The 21,150-nt window shown below is 73.2% G+C and carries 26 protein-coding genes; 19 read left to right on the forward strand and 7 right to left on the reverse strand.

The annotated features are described in order from the left end of the window. Nucleotides 1-78 precede the first annotated feature (78 nt). From MRBLML1_RS17710 to MRBLML1_RS17730, 5 genes are read left to right on the forward strand one after another with little or no spacing between them, the layout of a single operon-like run. The gene (locus tag MRBLML1_RS17710) at nucleotides 79-537 is read left to right on the forward strand and encodes an SRPBCC family protein (RefSeq protein ID WP_364518391.1); all 459 of its coding nucleotides are present in this window, start codon (nucleotides 79-81) and stop codon (nucleotides 535-537) included. 7 nt (nucleotides 538-544) lie between these two features. Then, nucleotides 545-1,759, forward strand: a complete 1,215-nt coding sequence (locus MRBLML1_RS17715; RefSeq protein WP_364518393.1) for an ArsA family ATPase — start codon at nucleotides 545-547, stop codon at nucleotides 1,757-1,759. After that, entirely contained in the window at nucleotides 1,756-2,187 is a 432-nt protein-coding gene (locus MRBLML1_RS17720) for a hypothetical protein (protein WP_364518395.1), read from the forward strand. The genes MRBLML1_RS17715 and MRBLML1_RS17720 overlap by 4 nt, the downstream gene beginning before the upstream one ends. After that, the gene (locus tag MRBLML1_RS17725) at nucleotides 2,184-3,128 is read left to right on the forward strand and encodes an ROK family glucokinase (protein WP_364518397.1); all 945 of its coding nucleotides are present in this window, start codon (nucleotides 2,184-2,186) and stop codon (nucleotides 3,126-3,128) included. The genes MRBLML1_RS17720 and MRBLML1_RS17725 overlap by 4 nt, the downstream gene beginning before the upstream one ends. 4 nt (nucleotides 3,129-3,132) lie before the next feature. Then, entirely contained in the window at nucleotides 3,133-4,044 is a 912-nt protein-coding gene (locus MRBLML1_RS17730; protein WP_364518399.1) for an ROK family protein, read from the forward strand. A gap of 18 nt (nucleotides 4,045-4,062) precedes the next feature. On the opposite strand, the gene MRBLML1_RS17735 is transcribed toward MRBLML1_RS17730, so the two are convergent. Further along, nucleotides 4,063-4,473, reverse strand: coding sequence for a hypothetical protein (locus MRBLML1_RS17735; RefSeq protein ID WP_364518401.1), 411 nt, complete (start codon nucleotides 4,471-4,473; stop codon nucleotides 4,063-4,065). Between the two features lie 9 nt (nucleotides 4,474-4,482). Continuing rightward, nucleotides 4,483-5,247, reverse strand: coding sequence for an alpha/beta hydrolase (locus MRBLML1_RS17740; protein ID WP_364518403.1), 765 nt, complete (start codon nucleotides 5,245-5,247; stop codon nucleotides 4,483-4,485). Between the two features lie 116 nt (nucleotides 5,248-5,363). On the opposite strand from MRBLML1_RS17740, the gene MRBLML1_RS17745 reads away from it, so the two are divergent. From MRBLML1_RS17745 to MRBLML1_RS17760, 4 genes are read left to right on the forward strand one after another with little or no spacing between them, the layout of a single operon-like run. After that, nucleotides 5,364-6,095 (forward strand): lysophospholipid acyltransferase family protein, encoded by a 732-nt coding sequence (locus MRBLML1_RS17745; RefSeq protein WP_364518405.1) that lies wholly within the window; start codon nucleotides 5,364-5,366, stop codon nucleotides 6,093-6,095. Between the two features lie 2 nt (nucleotides 6,096-6,097). Continuing rightward, entirely contained in the window at nucleotides 6,098-7,228 is a 1,131-nt protein-coding gene (gene macS, locus MRBLML1_RS17750; protein ID WP_364518407.1) for a MacS family sensor histidine kinase, read from the forward strand. Then, nucleotides 7,225-7,734 (forward strand): flavin reductase family protein, encoded by a 510-nt coding sequence (locus MRBLML1_RS17755; protein WP_364518409.1) that lies wholly within the window; start codon nucleotides 7,225-7,227, stop codon nucleotides 7,732-7,734. Before macS ends, MRBLML1_RS17755 begins: the two co-directional genes overlap by 4 nt. A gap of 3 nt (nucleotides 7,735-7,737) precedes the next feature. Continuing rightward, nucleotides 7,738-8,385, forward strand: coding sequence for a response regulator transcription factor (locus MRBLML1_RS17760; RefSeq protein ID WP_364518412.1), 648 nt, complete (start codon nucleotides 7,738-7,740; stop codon nucleotides 8,383-8,385). Between the two features lie 6 nt (nucleotides 8,386-8,391). Here the strand turns inward: MRBLML1_RS17760 and MRBLML1_RS17765 are convergent, their stop codons facing one another. Then, the gene (locus tag MRBLML1_RS17765; RefSeq protein WP_364518414.1) at nucleotides 8,392-9,609 is read right to left on the reverse strand and encodes an oxygenase MpaB family protein; all 1,218 of its coding nucleotides are present in this window, start codon (nucleotides 9,607-9,609) and stop codon (nucleotides 8,392-8,394) included. Nucleotides 9,610-9,666: 57 nt separating this feature from the next. On the opposite strand from MRBLML1_RS17765, the gene MRBLML1_RS17770 reads away from it, so the two are divergent. Continuing rightward, nucleotides 9,667-10,284: a TetR/AcrR family transcriptional regulator gene (locus MRBLML1_RS17770; protein ID WP_364518416.1), complete on the forward strand. Its 618-nt coding sequence runs from the start codon at nucleotides 9,667-9,669 to the stop codon at nucleotides 10,282-10,284. Further along, nucleotides 10,277-11,167, forward strand: coding sequence for a hypothetical protein (locus tag MRBLML1_RS17775; protein ID WP_364518418.1), 891 nt, complete (start codon nucleotides 10,277-10,279; stop codon nucleotides 11,165-11,167). The genes MRBLML1_RS17770 and MRBLML1_RS17775 overlap by 8 nt, the downstream gene beginning before the upstream one ends. Nucleotides 11,168-11,170: 3 nt before the next feature. Here the strand turns inward: MRBLML1_RS17775 and MRBLML1_RS17780 are convergent, their stop codons facing one another. Beyond that, nucleotides 11,171-11,989, reverse strand: a complete 819-nt coding sequence (locus MRBLML1_RS17780) for a DUF1028 domain-containing protein (protein WP_364518420.1) — start codon at nucleotides 11,987-11,989, stop codon at nucleotides 11,171-11,173. 47 nt (nucleotides 11,990-12,036) lie between these two features. On the opposite strand from MRBLML1_RS17780, the gene MRBLML1_RS17785 reads away from it, so the two are divergent. Further along, nucleotides 12,037-13,086 (forward strand): 6-phosphofructokinase, encoded by a 1,050-nt coding sequence (locus tag MRBLML1_RS17785; RefSeq protein ID WP_364518422.1) that lies wholly within the window; start codon nucleotides 12,037-12,039, stop codon nucleotides 13,084-13,086. 8 nt (nucleotides 13,087-13,094) lie between these two features. Here MRBLML1_RS17785 and MRBLML1_RS17790 read toward each other — a convergent pair whose 3' ends face one another. Further along, on the reverse strand, nucleotides 13,095-13,853 hold the full coding sequence (locus MRBLML1_RS17790; protein WP_364518424.1) for an endonuclease/exonuclease/phosphatase family protein: 759 nt from the start codon (nucleotides 13,851-13,853) through the stop codon (nucleotides 13,095-13,097). Between the two features lie 77 nt (nucleotides 13,854-13,930). Between MRBLML1_RS17790 and MRBLML1_RS17795 the strand changes: the two genes are divergently transcribed. The 7 genes from MRBLML1_RS17795 (at nucleotide 13,931) to MRBLML1_RS17825 (ending at nucleotide 19,635) form a co-directional block, all read left to right on the forward strand. Then, nucleotides 13,931-14,587, forward strand: a complete 657-nt coding sequence (locus MRBLML1_RS17795; protein ID WP_364518426.1) for a hypothetical protein — start codon at nucleotides 13,931-13,933, stop codon at nucleotides 14,585-14,587. A gap of 39 nt (nucleotides 14,588-14,626) precedes the next feature. Beyond that, on the forward strand, nucleotides 14,627-16,078 hold the full coding sequence (locus tag MRBLML1_RS17800; RefSeq protein ID WP_364518430.1) for an APC family permease: 1,452 nt from the start codon (nucleotides 14,627-14,629) through the stop codon (nucleotides 16,076-16,078). 147 nt (nucleotides 16,079-16,225) lie between these two features. Further along, nucleotides 16,226-16,420: a hypothetical protein gene (locus MRBLML1_RS17805; RefSeq protein ID WP_364518432.1), complete on the forward strand. Its 195-nt coding sequence runs from the start codon at nucleotides 16,226-16,228 to the stop codon at nucleotides 16,418-16,420. 238 nt (nucleotides 16,421-16,658) lie between these two features. Continuing rightward, nucleotides 16,659-17,096 carry a hypothetical protein gene (locus MRBLML1_RS17810; RefSeq protein WP_364518434.1) on the forward strand — a complete coding sequence of 146 codons (438 nt, stop codon included), beginning with the start codon at nucleotides 16,659-16,661 and terminating at the stop codon, nucleotides 17,094-17,096. Then, nucleotides 17,096-17,293: an ATP-binding cassette domain-containing protein gene (locus tag MRBLML1_RS17815; protein WP_364518436.1), complete on the forward strand. Its 198-nt coding sequence runs from the start codon at nucleotides 17,096-17,098 to the stop codon at nucleotides 17,291-17,293. Before MRBLML1_RS17810 ends, MRBLML1_RS17815 begins: the two co-directional genes overlap by 1 nt. 9 nt (nucleotides 17,294-17,302) lie before the next feature. Beyond that, on the forward strand, nucleotides 17,303-18,640 hold the full coding sequence (locus MRBLML1_RS17820) for a class II 3-deoxy-7-phosphoheptulonate synthase (protein ID WP_364518438.1): 1,338 nt from the start codon (nucleotides 17,303-17,305) through the stop codon (nucleotides 18,638-18,640). Beyond that, nucleotides 18,637-19,635, forward strand: coding sequence for a threonine aldolase family protein (locus MRBLML1_RS17825; protein ID WP_364518440.1), 999 nt, complete (start codon nucleotides 18,637-18,639; stop codon nucleotides 19,633-19,635). The genes MRBLML1_RS17820 and MRBLML1_RS17825 overlap by 4 nt, the downstream gene beginning before the upstream one ends. 4 nt (nucleotides 19,636-19,639) lie before the next feature. On the opposite strand, the gene MRBLML1_RS17830 is transcribed toward MRBLML1_RS17825, so the two are convergent. Both MRBLML1_RS17830 and MRBLML1_RS17835 read right to left on the reverse strand, forming a co-directional pair. Next, nucleotides 19,640-20,629, reverse strand: a complete 990-nt coding sequence (locus MRBLML1_RS17830) for an NADase-type glycan-binding domain-containing protein (protein ID WP_364518442.1) — start codon at nucleotides 20,627-20,629, stop codon at nucleotides 19,640-19,642. A 28-nt stretch (nucleotides 20,630-20,657) separates the two neighbouring features. After that, nucleotides 20,658-21,137, reverse strand: coding sequence for an SRPBCC family protein (locus tag MRBLML1_RS17835; RefSeq protein ID WP_364518444.1), 480 nt, complete (start codon nucleotides 21,135-21,137; stop codon nucleotides 20,658-20,660). Nucleotides 21,138-21,150: the final 13 nt, after the last annotated feature.

Below are 21,150 nucleotides of genomic sequence, written 5' to 3' on the forward strand. Positions count from 1 at the left end.
CGGCGACCCGACGAGTTCTGCGTCACGTCGCGCCGGTGGCCCGGACCGGGCGGGAGCGGGGTCCGGTAGCCTTCCGGCATGGCCGAACAGACGTCTTCGTCGATCGTTGTCGACGCCCCCGCCGCGGACGTGATGGCCGTCATCGCGGACTTCGCGGCCTACCCGGCCTGGGCCAAGGGCGTCACCGTCGCCGACGTCCGCTCGACGTACGACGCAGCCGACCCGAAGCAGGGCGGCCGCGCCCGCGAGGTCTTCTTCGCCCTCGACGTCTCGCCGATCAAGGACGAGTACACCCTCGCCTACGACTGGGACGGCGACGCGCAGGTCACCTGGACCCTCGTCGAGGGCAAGATGCTCAAGGCGCTCGAAGGGGCCTACGTGCTGCGGGCCACCGGCCCCGCGACGACCGAGGTGACTTACCGCCTGGCCCTCGACGTCTCCATCCCGCTGATCGGCATGCTCAAGCGCAAGGGCGAGAAGATCCTCATCGACACCGCGCTCAAGGGTCTGAAGAAGCGCGTCGAGTCCGGCGCCTGAGCGGCCCGTGCGGATCGTTCTCTTCACCGGCAAGGGCGGCGTCGGCAAGTCCACCGTCGCCGCGGGCACGGCTGCGCTCGCGGCCGCCCGCGGCCTGCGCACGCTGGTGATCTCGACCGACGCGGCGCACTCCCTGGCCGACGCCTACGGCGCGGCCCCGGCCGGCTCGACCAACGGCGGCGCGGAGCCCACCGAGGTGGCGCCGCACCTGTTCCTGCAGCAGGTCGACGCCCAGCTGCGCTTCGAGCAGTCCTGGGCCGACATCCAGCGCTACCTGCTGTCCGTCCTCGACGCGGCCGGCATGGACCCGGTCGCGGCGGAGGAGATGACCGTCATCCCCGGTGCGGAGGAGGTGCTGGCCCTGCTGGAGCTGCGCCAGCACGCCCGCTCCGGGCGCTGGGACGTCATCGTGGTCGACTGCGCCCCGACCGCGGAGACCCTCCGGCTGCTGGCCCTCCCCGAGGCGCTGGGCTGGTACATCGAGCGGTTGCTGCCCATCCAGCGTCGCCTGGTCCGGGCGCTGCGTCCGGTGCTGAACCGCGCGGCCGGCGTACCGATGCCGGGGGACGCGGTCTTCGACGCGATCACCCGCCTGCACACGGAGCTCGACGAGGTGCACGCCCTGCTGTCCGGCCCGGACGCGAGCGTGCGCCTGGTGCTGACGCCCGAGCAGGTGGTGCTCGCGGAGGCGCGGCGCGCCTACACGAGCCTGTGCCTGTTCGGCTACCGCGTCGACGGCGTGGTCGCCAACCGGATCTTCCCCGCCTCCGACGCCGACCCGTGGCGCGCGGCCTGGGTGGAGGCCCAGACGGGGGTGCTCGCCGAGGTCGCGCAGTCCTTCGCCGGGCTGCCGGTCTTCACCTCGGAGTACCAGCCGGCCGAGCCGGTCGGGGTGGACGCGCTGGCCGCCCTCGCCCACGACCTGTACGACGGCGCCGACCCGCTCGCCCCACCGCTCGGTGACGGGCCCTTCCGGGTGACCCGCCCCGAGGCCGGGGGAGCCGTGGTGCACCTGGCGCTGCCGTTCGTGACCCGCGCCGAGGTCGACCTGGCGCGCAACGGCGACGAGCTGGTGATGACCGTCGGCTCCTACCGCCGCCTGCTGACGCTGCCCGCCGGACTGGCCCGGCTCGCCGTGGCCGGGGCGCGGGTGGTCGACGGCGAGCTGCGGGTGCGCTTCGCCGAGCCCGCGCCGGCCGCGACCGGGAAGGAGGCGCGATGAGCGACGAGCACGAGCCCCGCCAGCCGGAGGTCGGCAGCGTCGGTGAGGAGGCGATGAAGCTCTTCGGCGCGCTCGCCGACCTGGCGAAGCAGCAGGGCGGTGAGGCCGCCGGCAGCCTCGGCGACCTGGCCGGCCACGCCGCCTCGATGGCCCACGACGTCAACGAGCACATCGCCACCGGCAGCGCGGAGTGCCGCTACTGCCCGGTGTGCCGGGTGGTGCACGCCGTGCGGGAGACCTCCCCGGAGGTGCGCACCCACCTGCTGAGCGCGGCGTCCTCGCTGCTGCAGGCGGCCGCCGGCTTCATGGAGACGCTCCCGCCGCCGCCCGGCAGCGCCGGCGAGCAGGCCCCGGGGCACCCGCGCGGTCCCGAGGTGGAGAAGATCGACCTCGACCTCGACGCCGACGACCCCGGAGAGAGCCCGTGAGCACACTGACCTGCGGCATCGACATCGGCGGCACCAAGATCGCCGGTGCCGTCGTCGACCCCGACGGCAACGTCGTCGCCGAGGACCGGGTGGAGTCGCCGGCCACCGACCCGACCGCGATGGAGGAGGCGGCGGCCCGCCTGGTCGCCGGCTTCGCCGCCGAGCACGGCATCACCGCGGTGGGCGTGGGCGCCGCCGGCTACGTCGCCTCGGACCGCTCCACCGTGCTCTTCGCCCCCAACATCGCCTGGCGCAACGAGCCGCTCGGCGCCGACCTGGCCCGGCTCACCGGCCTGCCGGTCGTGGTCGAGAACGACGCGAACGCCGCCGCCTGGGGCGAGTTCCGCTACGGCGGCGGCGCCGACGTCGACGACCAGCTCATGGTCACGGTCGGCACCGGTGTGGGCGGCGGCATCGTGATCGACGGGGCCCTGCTGCGCGGGGCGCACGGCGTGGGTGCGGAGATCGGCCACCTGTGCGTCGTACCGGACGGGCGGGTGTGCGGGTGCGGCAACCACGGGTGCCTGGAGCAGTACGCCAGCGGCACCGCCCTGGTCCGCGCGGCTCGTGAGGCGGTGGCGGCCAGCTCGCTGCTCGCCCGCGACCTCCTGCAGCGCGCCGAGGGCGACCCGGCCAAGATCACCGGGCCGATGATCACCGCGGCCGCGCGGGACGGCGACCGGTTCGCGATCGAGCAGTTCGAGCGGCTCGGGCAGTGGCTCGGGCACGGCATCGCCTCCCTGGTGGCGGTCCTCGACCCGGCGGTCGTGGTGATCGGCGGCGGGGTGAGCGAGGCCGGCGCGCTGCTGATCGACCCGCTGCGCGCCTCCTTCGAGCACGAGCTGAGCGGACGCGGCTACCGGCCGACCGCCGAGATCCGGCTCGCCGAGCTGGGCAACCGAGCCGGCGTCATCGGCGCCGCGGACCTCGCCCGCAGCTAGTGCGATGACGCACCGCTCCTGGGTCGGCGTCGACGTGGGCGGCACCAAGGTGCTCGCCGTCCGGATCGGGGAGTCCGGTGCGGTCGAGCAGGTCGCCACCCGGCGGATGCCGGGCCGCACCGCCACCGGCGAGGCGGTCGAGGAGGCCGTCGCCGCCGCGGCCGCCGACGTCGCCGGCGACGGGCCGCCGGTCGCGCTCGGGGTCTCCGCCGCCGGCCTGGTCGACGCCGCGGGGGAGCGCTACCTCTTCGGCGCCCACCTGCCCTGGCGTGACGTCCCCGTCCGGGCCCGGCTGGAGGAGCGCACCGGGCACCGGGTCGTGCTCGACAACGACGCCAACTGCGCGGCGTACGCCGAGCTGCTGGCCGGCGCCGCCCGCGGCTTCGGCTCCGTCGTGCTGGTCACCATCGGCACCGGCATCGGCGGCGCGCTGGTCCTCGGCGGCCGGCTGGTGCGCGGGGCGCACGGCCTGGCGGGGGAGTTCGGGCACATGCAGGCCGTGCCCGACGGGCTCGCCTGCGAGTGCGGGCTGTCCGGCTGCTGGGAGCAGTACTGCAGCGGCCGCGCCCTCGAACGGGTCACCCGGGTCACCCTCGGCCGCCACGTCGACGGGCCGGAGGTGGCCGCGATGGCGCTCGCCGGCGACGAGGTGGCCCGCCAGGCGTTCGCCTCGATCGGCACCTGGCTCGGCGTCGGTACGGCGGCCCTGGTCTCCGCCTACGACCCCGAGGTCGTCGTCGTGGGCGGTGGCGTCTCCGCGGTCGGCGAGCTGCTGCTCGCTCCCGCCCGGGCCGGCCTGCGCGACGCGCTCCAGGGCACGGCGTACCGACCGGTGCCGGACATCGTGCCCGCCGCGCTCGGCCCGGAGGCCGGCGCGATCGGCGCGGCCCTGCTGGCCCGCGACGGGCGGCCCTGACCGGCCACGGCCGGGGTCCTACAACACCGCGCCGTCGTCCCAGGGGTCGCGCGGGTCGCTCGGCATCCGCAGGACCAGGTAGCCGAAGCCGACGAGGAAGGCGCCGACGAGCGCCCACCCGAGCAGGCGCGGGATCTCGATCCCGGTGATGACCACGAGGAGCAGCACCGCGGGCGCCCCGAAGACGCCGATCCACGCCAGCAGCCGGTCGGCCGGCGGCCGGGGCGAAGGGCCCAGGGTGGGCGGCACGAAGCGGTCCTCGTCGTGCTCGGCGAGCTCGGCCGGCTCGTCGTCCTCGACCTCGATCTCGACCGGGGCCGGCGCGGGCTCCGGCTCGGCGGGGGCCTCGTCCTCGTCCTCGAGGACGCGCTCGCCGTAGTTGTCGACGATGGCCCGCCAGGCGGCGTCCTCGTCGGGCTCTCGCTGCACGGAGCCAGCCTACGTCGCGCTCACCCGCGCGACGAACGCCGCCGACTGCTCGAAGATGGTCGGGGCGTCGTTGTCGAGGGTCGCGACGTGGTAGCTCTCCGGCAGCGCGACCCGGGTGACGTCGGTCGAGGACACCCGGTCGAGGATGATCGGCTCCGAGGAGCCGTCGACGACGTGGTCCTCGGGGGAGCGGAAGTAGAGCAGCGGCGAGGTCACCTTCGGCAGGTCCGCGATGATCCCCGGCCAGCTGCCGATGAAGGAGTGGATCGCCCGCAGCGGGGTGCGCACGTAGCCCGACTCGTCGACGCCGGGCTTCTTGATGTCGTTGGCGATCGCGGGGAACGACGGCACGACGTACTTCAGCACCGGCAGCAGCTTGACGTCGAGCCGCTTGGTCGCGACGGCCGGGTTGACGACCATCACCCCGGCGAGGGCGTCGCCGCGGTCGGCGGCCAGCTTGAGCACCAGCGCGCCGCCCATCGAGAGCCCGCCGGCGACGACCACGTCGTGCTCGGTGTGCAGCGCCTCGTAGGCGTCGGAGACCGCGCCGTACCAGTCCTCGAAGCGGCGGCCGTTGAGGTCCTGCCAGGTGGTGCCGTGCCCGGGCAGCAGCGGCACCCGGACGCCGTACCCGAGCGAGCCGAGGTGCTGGCCCCACGGCCGCATCGAGGCGGGGGAGCCGGTGAAGCCGTGGCTCAGCAGGACGCCGACGCGCACCCCACCGGTGAGCTCGGGGCGGGCGGTGACGGTCAGCGGCTGGGTCAGCGACGACATGGCGCGATTGTGCCGCACCCACGTGACGGGCGGGATACGCCCCGTGCGCACTCAGGCACTACGCTGCGAGGCATGGCGGTGCCCGATCGGGCGGGTGCCGAGTTGGTTGGGGAAAGGTGCGTCCTCCGGTGTTCTACTGGTTCTTGAAGTTCATCGCGCTCGGGCCGTTGCTCAAGGTGGTCTTCCGGCCGCGGGCCGAGGGGCTGGAGAACGTCCCGTCGAGCGGGCCGGCGATCTTGGCGAGCAACCACCTCTCGTACGCCGACTGGCTGTTCATGCCGCTGGTGATCCCGCGGATGGTGCGCTTCGTGGCGAAGGCGGAGTACTTCACCTCGCCCGGCATCAAGGGCTGGCTGCAGAAGAACTTCTTCTCCGGCACCGGCAACATCCCGATCGACCGCACCAGCGGCGACGCCGCCTCCGGCGCGCTGGTCTCCGCCAAGCGGGTGCTGGCCGAGGGCGAGCTGTTCGGCATCTACCCCGAGGGCACCCGCTCCCACGACGGCCGGCTCTACCGCGGCAAGACCGGCATCGCCCGGCTCGCCCTGGAGACCGGCGTCCCGGTGATCCCGACGGCCGTCGTCGGCACCGACGTGGTGGCGCCCCCGGGCAAGAAGTTCGGCCGGATCACCCGCCCGACCGTCCGCTTCGGCAAGCCGCTGGACTTCTCCCGCTACGCCGGCATGGAGAACGACCGCTTCATCCTGCGCTCGATCACCGACGAGATCATGTACGAGATCATGCGCCTGTCCCAGCAGGAGTACGTCGACATGTACGCCTCGCGCGCCAAGGCCGAGTCCAAGAAGGCCGACAACGCCGAGGGCGAGCACCGCAAGCTCGCCTCCTGAGCATGGGCGGCGGCACGACGCGGGCGGCGCTCGCGGTCGAGGACCGCATGTTCCGCGCGCTCGCCGTGCTGCGGGTGGTGGTGCTGGCCTACACCGTGGTCGTCAGCATCTACCGCAACAACTACGACCGGCCCGCGCTCGGCTGGACGTGCGTGGCGGTGATGGTGGTGGCGACCTTCGTCTTCGTCGCCGCCTACGCGGCGCCCGAGCGGCGCAGCCCGGCCCTGCTCGGCCTCGACCTCGCCCTGGCGGTCGGTCTGCTGCTGGTCACCCCGATCGCCAAGGGCGAGTGGTTCCACGCGACCGTCCCGGGCTACTGGATCATCGGCGCGCTGCTGGCCTGGGCCGTCCGCTGGGGCTGGCGCGGCGGGATCGTCGCCGGTGCCGTCCTCGGCGCCGTCGACCTGCTGCTGCGCGCGGAGGTGCACGAGAAGGACTGGGGCAACGTCTTCCTGCTCGTGCTCGGCGGCTCGATGGTCGGCTTCGTGTGTGCCTCCCTGAAGGAGATGGCGGCCCAGCGCGACGAGGCGCAGCGCGAGGCGGCCGCCGCGGCCGAGCGGGCCCGGCTGGCCCGGGTCGTGCACGACGGCGTCCTCCAGGTGCTGGCGCTGGTCCAGCGCCGCGGCGGCGAGCTCGGCGGCGAGGCGGCGGAGCTGGGCCGGCTGGCCGGCGAGCAGGAGCAGGCGCTGCGCACGCTGATCCGGTCGCAGGACGCCGTCAGCACGCGCAGCCCTGACGCCACCGCGGACCTGGCCACGGCGCTGGGCGCGCTGGGCACCCGGACGGGCACCGAGGTGGCGCTGCCGGCGGGTGCGGTCGAGCTGCCGGCCGCTGCGGTGACGGAGCTCGTCGCCGTCGTACGGGCCTGCTTGGACAACGTCGCGCGCCACGTCGGTGAGGGTGCGCCGGCCTGGGTGCTGCTGGAGGACCTCGGTGACCGGGTCGAGGTGTCGGTGCGCGACGACGGCCCCGGCATCCCCGCCGGCCGGCTGGAGAGCGCCGTCGCGGAGGGCCGCCTCGGCGTGGCCGAGTCGATCCGGGGCCGGGTCCGTGACCTCGGCGGCACGGCCACCCTCGACAGCGGTGGCTACGGCACCGAGTGGACGTTCACGGTGCCGCGGGTGGTCCGGTGACGATCCACTCCGGCCACCCGTTCGCCGACCCCGATCCCGACCCGGTACGACGCCTCCGGGGCCGCCTGGGCGGCGCGGTCACGCTCTGGACGGCCGGCGACGCGGGCGAGCGCGCCGGGCTGACCGTCACCTCGCTGCTGGTCGCGATGGGCCCGGAGCCGCGGCTGCTCGCGCTGCTCGACCCCGACTCCGACCTGGTGGACGTGCTGCGGGACACCGGGCGGGCCGTCGTCCAGCTGCTGTCGTGGCCGGACCGCCAGCTCGCGGAGGCGTTCGCCGGCACCGCGCCGGCGCCCGGCGGGCTGTTCCGGCAGGCGGAGTTCGTGGACACCCCGCACGGGCCGCGACTGGCCTCGGCGGGCTCCTGGGCGGACGTGCGGCTGGAGTCGGAGCGTGAGGTCGGCTGGTCGGTCGAGGTCGCCGCGGTCGTCGAGCACGCGGTCGTCGGCGAGGACGACGACCCGCTGCTGCACCGGCGCGGGCGCTTCCACCGGCTAGGGTCCTGAGCCATGACGGACCCGATCCGGGTGATGGTCGTCGACGACCACCCGATGTGGCGCGACGCCGTGGAGCGCGACCTGCTGGCGGCGGGCTTCGACGTCGTCGCGGTGGCGGCGACCGGCACCGAGGCGATCAACCGGTTCCGCGCGACCCGGCCGCAGGTCGTCGTGCTCGACCTGCAGATCCCCGCGCCGAGCGGGGTCGAGGTGACCGCGACCGTGCTGGCCGACGACCCGTCGTCCCGGGTGCTCATCCTGTCCGCGTCCGGCGAGCAGGACGACGTGCTGGCGGCGGTGAAGGCGGGCGCGACCGGCTACCTGGTCAAGTCCGCCTCGCGGGAGGAGCTGCTGGCCGCCGTACGACGGGTGGCGGCGGGGGACAGCGTGTTCACCCCGGGCCTCGCGGCGCTGGTGCTGGGGGAGTTCCGGCGGATGAACCAGCCGGAGACGCCGCCGGGGGAGAAGCTCACCGACCGCGAGACCGAGATCCTCAAGATGGTCGCCAAGGGGATGTCGTACAAGCAGATCGCCGAGCGGCTGGTGCTCTCGCACCGCACCGTGCAGAACCACGTGCAGAACACGCTGCGCAAGCTGCAGATGCACAACCGGGTCGAGCTGACCCGCTACGCCATCGAGCAGGGTCTCGACGAGGACTGAGCCCGCTCAGTCGCCGCGCGCCGGGTGCCGCCTGCCCCCGGACGGGGAGGCGTCGACCAGGTCGTGGTGGACGCCCCAGTCCCGGCGCAGCCGCTCCTCCTGCTCGGCCTCGTAGGCCTTGCCCTTGCGGGTGCGCCGCGGCAGCGTCGCCGGGATCTTGTCCAGGCCGTGGTTGACGGCGGAGAGCACCGGTCCGGTGCGGGCGACGACCTTCGTCAGCCGGGTGCGCGGGATCTCCAGCTCGTCGGCGATCTCGTCGCCGAGGAACAGCCGCTCCAGGGCGTGCACCAGTCGCGGGGCGTGGCGGCCCAGCCGCTTCGGCAGCACGCCCTCGATCTCGGGCACCAGGAAGTCGCGGTTGATGCTCGCGACCAGCGAGCGGCAGTAGGCGTCCACCTCGGGCCGGGTGAGCAGGTAGATCTCCTCCAGCCGCTCCTGCTCGGCCGCGTCGCGGGGCAGCAGGCGCTCGTCGATCCCGAGCAGGTGGCCCAGGTAGCGCCAGCGGGCGTAGGCCGCCGCGTCCTCGTGGGGCAGGTACGGCGCGCCGATCTTCCGCATCGCCCGCAGCGGGATCAGGGTGAACTCCACCAGCGTGTAGCCGAGGTAGGCCTGGCAGATGGGCACGCCCCAGGCCGCGTGGTCCCACTCCGGTCGGCGGGCGAGGTCGGCGCGGACGAGGGCGTGGATGACCCGCACCCGCACGGTCAGCTCGAAGCCGTCGGAGAAGCGCTCCAGGCCGCCGGGCTGGTTGACGGCGAGCAGCCACGAGCCGACCTCGATGGTGCGGGCGCCGGCGTTCTCGACGTACCGGCCGGTGAGCTCGAGCGGGCGGGAGGCCGCGGAGTTGGCGTAGCCACTCACCAGCGAGGCCGCACCGAGCACGATCCCCGAGGCGCGGGAGTAACGCGAGGTCCAGCGGCTGTCGCGGTCGATCGCCGCGGTGTCGAGCCAGACCGGGACGTCGTCGAGCGCGGCGAAGAGGGCGCGCAGCGAGTCGGGAGCGCCGGCGACGGCGTCGATGCCCTCACGGCAGGCCTGGCGCAGCATCCGCATCGCCCGGCCGTGCCCGAGGGTGGGGAAGTCGGCGACGAAGGCGTCGGCGAGGGGGTCGCCCTGCCACATCGCGGCCAGGTAGTCCTCGGTGAACGAGCCGAACCGGCGGCGGGCCTCCTCGACCCGGCGCAGGCTGCTCGGTACGGCGACGGGGAGCTGCTCGGTGACCATGGGACCAGGCTAAAGTGAGAAACTCTCACCTTCTATTCACTTCTGTGGAGGCTTGCGATGGCGCAACGTCAGCGGGCCCGGCCCCGCCAGGAGCGGGCCGTGCAGACCCGGCGTCAGCTCTTGGACACCGCGGTCGCCATCCTCGACCGCGACGGCATCGACCGGCTGACCACGACCGCCGTGATCGAACGCGCGCACGTCAGCAGCGGCACGTTCTACCGCTACTTCAACGACCGCGCCGAGCTGCTCTCCGTGCTGCGCGACGAGGCGGTGCGCTCGGTCAGCGACGACCTCATGGTCTCCGTCGTGGACGCCCTGGAGCTGGACCTCGACGAGGCGCTGCGCCGGGTCGTGCGCACCCTCGTCGACGGCTTCGAGCGGCACCGCGGCGTCATCCTCGCGATGGTCAGCCAGCTGCCCGCCGGCAACAACGCCAACGTGCTGCCCGAGATCGAGGGCCAGCTGCACCACCTCGCCACCCTGCTCCCGCGCCGTCACCTTCCCGGCCTCGACCCGGACCGGCTGGAGGGCGTGGTGTTCATGCTGATGGGGGTGCTCGTCTCGACCTGCCTGCGGATCGCGATCGGCCGGCCCGACGGCGTCGACCGGGAGCAGCTGATCGACCTCACCGTCGCGATGATCGGCGCCGGCCTGAAAGACTCCTCCGATGGCTGACCTGCTGGAGATCGCGGACGAGCTCTACGCCCTGCCCCTGGCGGAGTTCACCCCCGCCCGCGACGCCCGGGCCAAGGAGCTCAAGGGCACCGACCTCGCGGCCCCGGTCAAGGCACTGCGCAAGCCGAGCACGGCAGCCTGGGTCCTCAACCTGCTGGTACGACGCGCGAGTGCCCAGGTCGACCAGGTGCTCACCGTCGGCGCCGCGCTGCGCGAGGCCCAGCAGGCGATGTCGGCCGGCGAGCTGCGCGCGCTCACCAAGCAGCGCCGCCAGGTGACCGCCGCGGTCACCACCCAGGCCCGGCGGATCGCCGGCGAGGAGGGCACCCGGGTCACCGAGGCCGTCGCCGAGCAGGTCGAGGCGACGCTCACCGCCGCGATGGTCGACGAGGGCTGCGGCCGGGCGGTGCGCAGCGGGCTGCTCGTCAGCACGCTGGCCACCACCGGCGTGGAGCCGCTGGACGAGGGGGAGGTCGCCCGTGCGGTGGCGCTGCCGGAGGCGCTCGGCTTCAGCGCGACCCCGCGCGAGGCGCCGGTCCCGGGGCCGCCGGACCTGCACGTCGTACCGGACCCGGACCGGGCCGCCAAGGCCCGCGCCGCCGCCGAGGAGCGGCTCGCCGCCGCGGACGAGGAGCACGCGGCCGCCCAGGAGACCTACGACGAGGCGGCGGGAGAGGTCGACCGGCTGGAGGCGCGCCAGCTCCAGGTGCAGGCCGAGATCGACGAGCTGCGCCGCCGGCTGGCCGACCTGGAGGAGCAGGCCGAGGGGCTGGAGGAGGAGCTCGCCGAGGCCGAGGAGGTGCGCGACGGCGCCGGCGCCGAGCTGCGCACCGCCACGGCGGAGCGGGACGCGGCGCAGGCCGCGGTCGACCGGCTGGGGTAGGGCCTAGCCGTCCCCGCGCACGATCGCCAGCACCCGCCGGTCGATCCAGGCCAGGTCGGCGGCGACCCGCATCTCGTAGTTCTCGGTGCCGACCCAGGCCCGGAAGTCCCGGTGCCCGGCCGCGGCCGCGAAGGCCTCCAGGTCCGCGCGCAGGGCGTCGTCGACCGCGACCTTCTCCGCCTCGGTCGAGGCGGTGAGGTAGAGGTCGTGCAGGCCGAGCAGCCGGGTCAGCTCCTCGATCGGAGCCACGTGGTCGTCGACGCGCAGGTCGACCGCGACGTCGTCGAGCCCGCCGTAGCCCGCCTCGTCGCGGACCACCAGCATCGCCGCGGACTGCCGGCCCCGGCGGTCGCCCCCGGCCGCGTCACCGGCGGCCAGGGCGGCGAGCAGGCGGTCCTGCAGGGCCGCGTCGACGTCGCTCGCCAACCAGGCGCGCTCCATCTCCTCGACGACCTCCTCGCCGGCGAGGCAGTTGCCCTGGACGGCGTACCCCTCGCCGGTGCGGTCGCCCGCCCACGGGATGCAGTCGACACCGGTGTGCGCGGCGGCCGTGCCGTCGAGGTCGACGATGCCGACCTGGCGGTGGCTGCGGCCCTCGTCCTCGTCGAGCAGCCGCTGCAGCGCGACCGGGGCGGTGGCGCCCTCGTCGAGGTGGGAGAGGGCCAGGCCCTTGTAGGCGACGTTGGCGTCGGCCTGGGTGGCGAGCGCGCCGACCCCGGCGACGGCGGCCGGCACGGCGGAGCCGACCGCGAGGAACTTCGAGGCGACGGCGACGCCCCACGTCTCGCCGTCGGCGGACCGGGCCACGATCGAGAAGGTCATGGGCTCACCCTAGAGAGGCGCACCACCGCCGACGTAGGTTGAACGACATGCGCGTCGGAGTGCTGACCGGTGGAGGGGACTGTCCCGGGCTGAACGCGGTGATCCGTGCCGTGGTCCGCAAGGGCGTCAAGGAGCACGGCTTCGAGCTCGTCGGGTTCCGCGACGGCTGGCGGGGCCCGCTGGAGGGGGTGACCGTGCCGCTCGGGATCGAGCAGTGCCGCGGCATCCTGCCCCGTGGCGGCACGATCCTGGGCTCCTCGCGGACCAACCCGTTCGCCGTCGAGGACGGCGTCGAGCGGATCCGCGCCAACCTCGCCGACGCGGGCGTCGACGCGCTCGTCGCGATCGGCGGTGAGGACACCCTCGGGGTCGCGACCAGGCTGGCCGACCTCGGCGTCCGGGTCGTCGGCGTGCCCAAGACGATCGACAACGACCTGTCCGGCACCGACTTCACCTTCGGCTTCGACACCGCGGTCAACATCGCCACCGAGGCCATCGACCGGCTGCACACGACCGCCGAGTCGCACCACCGGGTGCTCGTCGTCGAGGTGATGGGCCGTCACGCCGGCTGGATCGCGCTGCACTCCGGCATTGCCGGGGGAGCCAGCGCCGTGCTCATCCCCGAGGTGCCCTTCGACATCGAGGCGGTCTGCGCGCACGTCGAGACCCGCTTCCGCAGCGAGTACGCCCCGATCATCGTGGTCTCCGAGGGCGCCGTCCCCGCCGAGCCCTCGACAGGCTCAGGACCCGGCAGCGGGATGACCCTGGTCAGCGGGGAGAAGGACGCCTTCGGCCACGTCCGCCTCGGCGGCATCGGCGACCGGCTGGCCTCCGAGATCGAGCGGCGCACGGGCAAGGAGGCCCGCGCCGTCGTGCTGGGGCACGTGCAGCGGGGCGGCACGCCCACGGCCTTCGACCGGTGGCTGGCGACCCGGTTCGGGCTGCAGGCGATCGACGCCGTCGCCGAGGGGGAGTACGGCGTCATGGTGGCGCTGCGCGGCACCGACATCGTCCGGGTGCCGCTCGTGGAGGGCACCGGTCAGCTCAAGGTCGTCAGCCCCGAGGAGTACGCCGAGGCGCAGGTCTTCTTCGGCTGACCCGCGGGTCACATCTCGACGTCGACCACCAGCGCCCGGTGGTCCGAGAGCGCCATCGCGCGTGCCTCCGAGCGCGCGGGCAGCGCCGGGTCGGCCAGCACGTGGTCGAGCTGCTCGCTCGGCTCGTCCACCGGGAAGGTGGGGTGCGCGGCGAGCGGGTGCAGCCCTGTGATGCGGGTCGCGCGGTCGAGGTCCATGTTGAGGTCGCCGGTCAGCAGGAGCGGACGCCGGGCACCGCCCAGCGCACGGGTCAGGTGCGCGAGCTGACGCCCGTTCCACCAGCGCACGAAGGACAGGTGCGTGGTCGCGACGGTCAGCTCGCCGCCCGGCGTACGGATCGACGCCGCCACGGCCACCCGTGGCTCGTCGCGGACCATCGTCGGCCGCCACTGACCGCCGAAGCGCACCGGCACCCGGGTGGGCAGCACCGGCAGCCGCACCACCTCCCAGCCGGTCACCTCGCACCGGCTCACCAACGCGATCCCGTACGCCGCGTCCTCCGGCTGCTCGCTGCCCGTCGCCGCCGTCCAGGTCGCGCCCGGGCTGCCCGACAGCGCCGCCACGAACCGGTGGTGCTCCGCACCCATCGCCTCCGCCGCGACCGCGGTCAGGTCGGCGTGCCCGGAGCGCTGCTGGTTGCGGTCCACCTCCTGCAGCGCGAGCACGTCGGCGTCCAGCTCACGCACCGCGGCGGCGAGCACCGCCGGGTCGACGTCCACGTCGCGCGGGCTCCGGCCGTTGAGGATGTTGAAGGTCGCGATCCGCATCGGCGCTGCAGTACCCGGGAAGTCGGTGCGCATAGCCGCCGTACGCCGGGGTACCACGCGGTCCGAGGTGATGGCGGATGGTGCACGACGACGCCTCGGCCCGCGCAGCGCGTCCTGCCGGCCCGACGGGGCAGGACGCGCTGCGCGAGGCGCTCAAGGAGGTCGGGGTCGCGCTCAAGGAGGCGGAGGCACCCTTCGCCCTCGCCGGCGGCTACGGCCTGTGGGCCCGCGGCGGCCCGGAGCCGGAGCACGACGTCGACTTCATGGTCGCCGAGGAGGACGCCGCTCGGGTCCGGGACCTGCTCGCGGCCCGCGACCTGGTCGTCGTCCAGCCTCCGGAGGACTGGCTGTTCAAGGTCTTCATCGACGGCGCGATGGTCGACGTGATCTTCCGCGTCGACGGCGAGACCATCACCCGCGACCGCTTCGAGGCGGCCGAGGTGATCGAGGTCGAGTCGGTGCGGATGCCCGTGCTCCCGGCCACCGTGCTGCTCGCCGACAAGCTCAACGCCCTGGAGGAGCACGCGTGCGACCTGACGCCCGTGCTGCCGGTCGCGCGCGCCGTGCGCGAGCAGGTGGACTGGACCGAGGTCGCCGTCCGCACCGCCGGCAACCCGTACGCCGAGGCCTGCCTCCTGCTGCTCGAACGGCTCGGCGTCGCGGAGGCGCCCGACCCGGCGACCCACGCCGCGGCGCGAAATGCTTCGCTTTCCGCGCGCACTGCGCGAAGGTGATGCCGAGAACGGCATCCAGCTCGGGGAAGGAAGAGGCCCATGACCACTGAGACCGCGCCCGGAGGGGCCGCCGGCCACGAGGGCCACCAGCCCGAGCTGAAGCGGGTCCTCGGCCCGGGGCTGCTCCTGCTCTTCATCGTCGGCGACATCCTCGGTGCCGGCGTGTACGCCGTGACCGGACGCCTCGCCGGCCAGGTCGGCGGCATCGCCTGGCTGCCCTTCCTCGTCGCCTTCGCGATCGCGACGCTGACGGCCTACTCCTACCTGGAGCTGGTCACCAAGTACCCCCAGGCCGCCGGGGCCGCGCTCTACGCGCACAAGGCCTTCGGCGTGCACTTCGTGACCTTCCTGGTCGCCTTCACCGTCGTCTGCTCGGGCATCACGAGTGCCTCGACGTCCTCGGGCCTGCTCGCCTCGAACCTGTTGATCGGGCTCGGCGAGGACGACCCGAGCAACGGGCTGGTGCTCGCGGTCGCGCTCGGGTTCATGCTCCTGCTCGCGCTGGTCAACCTGCGCGGCGTGGGGGAGAGCGTGAAGTTCAACGTCGTGCTGACGATCATCGAGATGGCGGCCCTGGCCATCGTGATCGGCATCGGGTTCTGGGTGATCGGCAAGGGGGACGGCGACCTCGACCGCATCACCGTCTTCGAGAGCCCCGACGACAAGGGCCTGTTCATGGCCGTCACCATCGCCACCGCGATCGCCTTCTTCTCGATGGTCGGCTTCGAGGACTCGGTCAACATGGTCGAGGAGACCAAGAACCCCGAGCGGATCTTCCCGAAGATGATGCTCACCGGCCTCGGCATCGCGGTGATCATCTACATGCTCGTCGCCATCTCGGTGATCGCGGTGATCCCCGCCGACCAGATCAGCCACCCGGCCAACGAGGAGGCCGGCATCCTGCTCGACGTCGTGCGGGTCGGGGCGCCGGACCTGCCGATCGACGACTTCTTCCCGTTCATGACCGTCTTCGCGGTCGCCAACACCGCGCTGATCAACATGCTCATGGCGAGCCGCCTGATCTACGGGATGGCGCGCCAGCGCGTGCTCCCGCCGGTGCTCGGCAAGGTGCTGCCGCGCCGTCGCTCGCCGTACGTCGCGATCGCGTTCACCACGCTGCTCGCCTTCGCCCTGATCATCTACGTCCGGCTGGCCTCGGAGAGCACCATCGTCGGCTCGCTGTCCGGCACGACGTCGCTGCTGCTGCTCGCCGTCTTCACCATCGTCAACATCGCCTGCCTGGTGCTGCGCCGCGACCCCACCACCGGCTTCAAGGCGCCGACGATCGTGCCGGTGCTCGGCGCGCTGTTCTGCGCCTACCTGCTCGGCCCGTGGGCCCGGCTGGAGGCGGACATGATCCAGTACAAGATCGCCGGCGGGCTGCTCCTGATCGGTGTCGTGCTCTGGGCGCTGACCCGGCTGTTCTTCAAGCCAGAGGGCGGTCACTTCGCCGACATCGAGCACATGGACATCGACCCCACCGACGACTGAGGCGAGAGGAACGCTGAAAGTTCAGCGGCACCGTCGCTATCTGATAGTTCGGGCGCGCCAGGCGCGGCGAGAAGAGCAAAGTCTTCCTTGTCACCGCAATCTCAAGGCGATAGGAACGACACGGCTTCGATGTCTGCACGGATCTTCATGGCGGTCGTCCTGGCCTGCACCGGCCTGCTCGCAAGCGCCTGTACCGGCAAGTTCGGAACAGTCGTCTGCGACTCTCAGCTTCAGTGGCCTCATGAGTCCAACGGGACTCCCGGCATGATCGATGGCAAGGCCACGGTCATCTGTCGCGGAGAGGCGCGCAACGACCTTGCGTCGGTCACCGCGACGATCTAGCTCCAGAAGAAGGTGGGCGGGGTGGAAGACCGTCCCCGCCTCGGTGAACAAGCGGTCCGTGACCACCGGGAAACTGTTCAAGAAGTTCACGATCATGACGGGCGGAATTCGGTGCGCGCGGGGCACCTACCGCACAGGGGCGACGATTACTGGGAAGTCGAAGTCGGGTGCGAGCATCACCTCTGACGGCTACAACTACTCCAAGGGTGTGAAGAATCCTTGCGGATAGTCTGGTGCCGTGATCCGTATGACCAGCCGAGCTCACCGCTTGGTTCGAGCGCTCGACGGCGTCGTCGGAGACCACGGTCGGGTTCAGCAGGTGGACAGTGCTTCTCCGCGGATCGTCATCTTGATCGTTCCTGCCAAGGGCACGGGTGGGGTACCGATCTACCTGCACCTCGCCGGTGGCGAGGCGATCATCCGAACGGGCCTGGCTGGGCGACTGGCGCTGGCCTGGGGTGGCACCGACGACGATGAGCACATCTGCGACGTGGTCGCGGCAATCGTTGCTGGCGACGCCGTCGAGTATTGCGTCGTCGACGACCGGGGAGATCTCCACGGATATCTCGCCGTCAGGGGCACGTGGGGCGAGTATGTGCCGGGGGCAGCGAGCCATTCGCACCTGCACTGGCGATTGCCGCAGTGGGCTCCTCCCATTCAGGTCGGGGCGCCGTAGTGGCGATTGTCGTCGCGCACGATCTGTCCAAGAAGTACGGCGACCGGCAGGCCCTTCACCCCACCAGCTTCATCTTGGATGCTGGCACGGTGACGGTCCTGGCCGGGCCCAACGGCGCTGGCAAGTCGACCTTGCTGAAGCGGATGACCTCGATGGTGGCCGGCGCCGACTCGGCGGCCACCGGGGCCGCGCCGTAAACTCTCAGCGTGAGCACCCTCCCGTCCCTCGAGCAGTTGCACGCCATCGGCGCGAAGCAGCAGCCGTCGTACGACGACCCGGCGGCCCTGGCCGCCGTCGTCGACCGGCTGCGGACGCTTCCTCCGCTGGTCTTCGCGGGGGAGTGTGACGAGCTGAAGGGCAAGATCGCCGCGGCCAGCCGGGGCGAGGCCTTCCTGCTCCAGGGCGGCGACTGCGCGGAGACGTTCGTCGACGCCACCGCCGACAACACCCGCAACAAGCTGCGGGTCCTGCTGCAGATGGCGGTCGTGCTGACCTACGCCGCGTCGGTGCCGGTGGTCAAGGTGGGCCGCCTGGCGGGGCAGTACGCCAAGCCGCGCTCCTCCAACGACGAGACCCGCGACGGGATCACCCTGCCGGCCTACCGCGGGGACGCGGTCAACGGCTTCGAGTTCACCCCCGAGTCGCGGCGCCCCGACCCGCAGCGGCTGCTCGACGTCTACCACGCGTCGGCCTCGACGCTGAACCTCGTGCGCGCCTTCACCACCGGCGGCTACGCCGACCTGCGCCAGGTGCACACCTGGAACTCCGAGTTCGTCCGCAACTCGCCCGTCGGCCAGCACTACGAGGCGATGGCCGCGGAGATCGACCGCGCGCTGACCTTCATGCAGGCGATCGGCGCCGACCCCGACGAGTTCCACCGGGTCGACTTCTACTCCTCGCACGAGGCACTGCTGCTGGAGTACGAGCACGCGATGACGCGCATCGACTCCCGCACCGAGAAGCCCTACAACGTCTCGGGCCACATGGTCTGGATCGGCGAGCGCACCCGCCAGCTCGACGGCGCGCACGTGGAGTACTTCAGCCACATCAGCAACCCCATCGGCTGCAAGCTCGGGCCGTCCGCGACCGCCGACGACGCGCTCGCCCTGGCCGCCAAGCTCAACCCGACCAACGAGCCGGGCCGGCTCACCTTCATCACCCGCTTCGGTGCGGGCAAGATCCGCGACGGCCTGCCGCCGCTGGTGGAGAAGGTCACCGCCGAGGGCGTCGACGTGGCGTGGGTGTGCGACGCGATGCACGGCAACACCTTCGAGGCGTCCAACGGCTACAAGACCCGCCGCTTCGAGGACGTCCTCGACGAGGTGCAGGGCTTCTTCGACGTCCACCGCGCGCTGGACACGGTCCCGGCCGGCATCCTGGTGGAGAACACCGGCGACGACGTCACCGAGATCATCGGCGGCGGCGAGCAGCTCGACGAGCTGGGCCTGGCCCACCGCTACGAGTCGGTCGTCGACCCGCGGCTCAACCGGGTCCAGTCGCTCGAGATGGCGTTCCAGGTCGCCTCGATGCTGCGCACCTCGTGATCGACCTTCGCTCCGACACCGTCACCCGGCCGACGGAGGCCATGCGGGCCGCCATGGCCGCGGCCGAGGTCGGCGACGACGTCTACGGCGAGGACCCGACGGTCCGCGCCCTGGAGGAGCGGGTCGCGGGCCTGTTCGGCCACGAGGCCGCGCTCTTCACCCCGACCGGCTCGCTCGCGAACGTGCTCGCGGTCGCCTCGGTCGTCGCGCCCGGCCAGGAGGTCCTCTGCGAGGCGCGGGCGCACATCGCCCGGGCCGAGCTGGGCGCCCACGGCGCCGTCAACGGGATCACCATGCGCACCTGGTCGCACCCGCGCGGCCAGGCCGACCTCGCGCAGGTCGGCGAGCTGTTCGCGCCCGACCTCGGGCCGTACTTCGTGCGGACCGCCGCCCTCTCGGTCGAGAACACCCACAACTTCGCGGGCGGCGCGGTCCTGCCGATCGAGGACCTGCGCGCGCTGCGGGCCTACGCCGACGAGCAGCAGGTCGCCGTCCACCTCGACGGTGCCCGGATCTGGAACGCCCACGTCGCGACCGGCACCCCGCTCGCCGACTACGGCCACGTCGCCGACGTCCTCGCCGTCTGCCTCTCCAAGGGCCTCGGCGCCCCGGTCGGCTCGCTCGTGGTCGGCAGCCAGGACGCGATCACCGAGGCCCGGGTACGACGCAAGCGGCTCGGCGCCGGGATGCGCCAGGTCGGCGTCCTCGCCGCCGCTGGCCTGCACGCGCTCGACCACCACGTGGAGCGGCTCGCCGAGGACCACGCCCACGCACGGCTGCTGGCCGAGGCGGTCGGCACCGACCCCGCGGACGTCGACACCAACATCGTGGCCTTCGACTGCGCCGACGCGCCGGGCCTGGTCACCCGGGCCCGCGAGGACGGCGTGCTGATCGGCGCGGTCGGCGCGCGGACGGTCCGCCTGGTCACCCACCTCGACGTCACCCGAGCCGACGTCGAGCAGGCCGCGGCGGTGCTCGCCGGGCTGCTGCGCTGAGCCGCTAGGAGGCGGGCGCGCCGAGCAGCTGGAGCTCGCTGATCGCGGTGAAGTCCCGGCTGTTCGGGCCCTTGCCGGGCGCGGTGACGACCAGCAGGTGCACGGTGACGGTGCGGGTCGCGATCGGTCCCAGCTCGGCCCGCTGCACCTCGCGGCGGTCGGCGAGCTCCTGGGTGACCCGGGTGCCGTCGTCGAACTCCCACTGCACGGCCCGGATCCGGCGGTTGCCCTGGTACCAGTTGTCGGACCCGTCGACCTTCGCGTAGCCGTTGATCAGCCCGACCTCGGTGATGACGACGTCCTGGCCCAGGTCGAAGGTGAGCGTCTGCCCGGTGCCGTCGCCGGGCATCCGCCAGGCGGTGCGGGGCTTGCCGTCCCACATGTTCGCGGCGACGAAGCGCACCTGCTTGCCGGCCCGGTCGCGGCTGGGCGGCGCCTCGGTGGGCACCTGCGCCGTCGCGTCCGGCGTCAGGTCGACGACGTCGTCCGGGTCGGGGGCCTCGACCGGTCCCTCGGTGCCGGTGGCGTCGGGCTGGTCCGGGGTCCCCGAGGACGGGGCGTCGGTGGGCGTGCTGGTCGTGCCGCTCGGCCGCTCGTCGGCCGCCTTGTCGTCGTCACCGCCGCCGGTCAGCAGCACGGCGCCGGCGCCGGCGACCAGGGCCAGCAGCACGACGGCGACCACCCACGGCAGCCAGGCGCGGCGGCGGCGCTCGGAGGAGGGCGGCGCGGGCGGCGGCGGGTACGCCGGGACCGGGGTGACCCGGGTGGCGGTGGCCTCCGGCGCGCGCTCCGGGGCGTCCGCGAAGAGCGGGTAGCGCGCCGACGGCGGCAGCTGCCCGACGGGTGGCGGCACGACCGGACCGGTGGCCGGAGGCGCGCTCGTACCGGGCGCGGCCTCGGGGTGGCGGCCGGGCACCGGCTTCCCGCAGTTGGTGCAGAAGCGCCCGACCCCGAGCTCGTGCCCGCAGCTGGTGCAGTACGTCGGGGTGCTCATCGCGGGGTCACGCTACCCCGTTCGCACCTCAGCCCGTGCTCGCGCGGCGACAGGCCTCCGCCTCGATGTCCGCCAGGTCGTGCTCCAGGACCCGGCGGCTGTGGTCGTAGCTGAACCCGCCGAACACCGCCCACATCGCCCGGGACATGGCCGAGCGGTGGCTCATCTCGACCGTGGTCGTCATGGCCAGCCGGGTGCGCCGGCCCTCCGGGTCGGGGGTGAGCCGGTAGGCCGTGCGGATCACGTCGTCGCCGACCTCCGCCTCGACGACGGCGCGCCGCGGGGCGTCGGCCTCCACGACGTGGAGGTCCTCGGTGCCGTGGTGGCCGAAGAGGCTGCGCCGCTCGCGCCAGGCCGTGCCGACGGCGTACTCGCCCTCGGTCAGCAGCTCGCACTCGGTGACGCTGCGCAGGACGGTGTCGGCGTGGGCGATGTCGGTGATGACGTCCCAGACCTGCTCGGGCGGGGCGGGGATGGTGCCGTGGACGTGGATGATGTGACCGGCCATGGTGACTCCTGTT

The sequence above is a fragment of the Nocardioides sp. LML1-1-1.1 genome (assembly GCF_040676175.1).
Classification (GTDB): Bacteria; Actinomycetota; Actinomycetes; order Propionibacteriales; family Nocardioidaceae; genus Nocardioides.

Coding starts and splice junctions, on each gene's coding strand:
- MRBLML1_RS17710 (WP_364518391.1), top strand. CDS start 79: ATGGCCGAACAGACGTCTTCGTCGATCGTTGTCGACGCCCCCGCCGCG.
- MRBLML1_RS17720 (WP_364518395.1), top strand. CDS start 1,756: ATGAGCGACGAGCACGAGCCCCGCCAGCCGGAGGTCGGCAGCGTCGGT.
- MRBLML1_RS17730 (WP_364518399.1), top strand. CDS start 3,133: ATGACGCACCGCTCCTGGGTCGGCGTCGACGTGGGCGGCACCAAGGTG.
- MRBLML1_RS17740 (WP_364518403.1), bottom strand. CDS start 5,247: ATGTCGTCGCTGACCCAGCCGCTGACCGTCACCGCCCGCCCCGAGCTC.
- macS (WP_364518407.1), top strand. CDS start 6,098: ATGGGCGGCGGCACGACGCGGGCGGCGCTCGCGGTCGAGGACCGCATG.
- MRBLML1_RS17760 (WP_364518412.1), top strand. CDS start 7,738: ATGACGGACCCGATCCGGGTGATGGTCGTCGACGACCACCCGATGTGG.
- MRBLML1_RS17765 (WP_364518414.1), bottom strand. CDS start 9,609: ATGGTCACCGAGCAGCTCCCCGTCGCCGTACCGAGCAGCCTGCGCCGG.
- MRBLML1_RS17770 (WP_364518416.1), top strand. CDS start 9,667: ATGGCGCAACGTCAGCGGGCCCGGCCCCGCCAGGAGCGGGCCGTGCAG.
- MRBLML1_RS17775 (WP_364518418.1), top strand. CDS start 10,277: ATGGCTGACCTGCTGGAGATCGCGGACGAGCTCTACGCCCTGCCCCTG.
- MRBLML1_RS17780 (WP_364518420.1), bottom strand. CDS start 11,989: ATGACCTTCTCGATCGTGGCCCGGTCCGCCGACGGCGAGACGTGGGGC.
- MRBLML1_RS17785 (WP_364518422.1), top strand. CDS start 12,037: ATGCGCGTCGGAGTGCTGACCGGTGGAGGGGACTGTCCCGGGCTGAAC.
- MRBLML1_RS17790 (WP_364518424.1), bottom strand. CDS start 13,853: ATGCGGATCGCGACCTTCAACATCCTCAACGGCCGGAGCCCGCGCGAC.
- MRBLML1_RS17795 (WP_364518426.1), top strand. CDS start 13,931: ATGGTGCACGACGACGCCTCGGCCCGCGCAGCGCGTCCTGCCGGCCCG.
- MRBLML1_RS17800 (WP_364518430.1), top strand. CDS start 14,627: ATGACCACTGAGACCGCGCCCGGAGGGGCCGCCGGCCACGAGGGCCAC.
- MRBLML1_RS17805 (WP_364518432.1), top strand. CDS start 16,226: ATGGCGGTCGTCCTGGCCTGCACCGGCCTGCTCGCAAGCGCCTGTACC.
- MRBLML1_RS17830 (WP_364518442.1), bottom strand. CDS start 20,629: ATGAGCACCCCGACGTACTGCACCAGCTGCGGGCACGAGCTCGGGGTC.
- MRBLML1_RS17835 (WP_364518444.1), bottom strand. CDS start 21,137: ATGGCCGGTCACATCATCCACGTCCACGGCACCATCCCCGCCCCGCCC.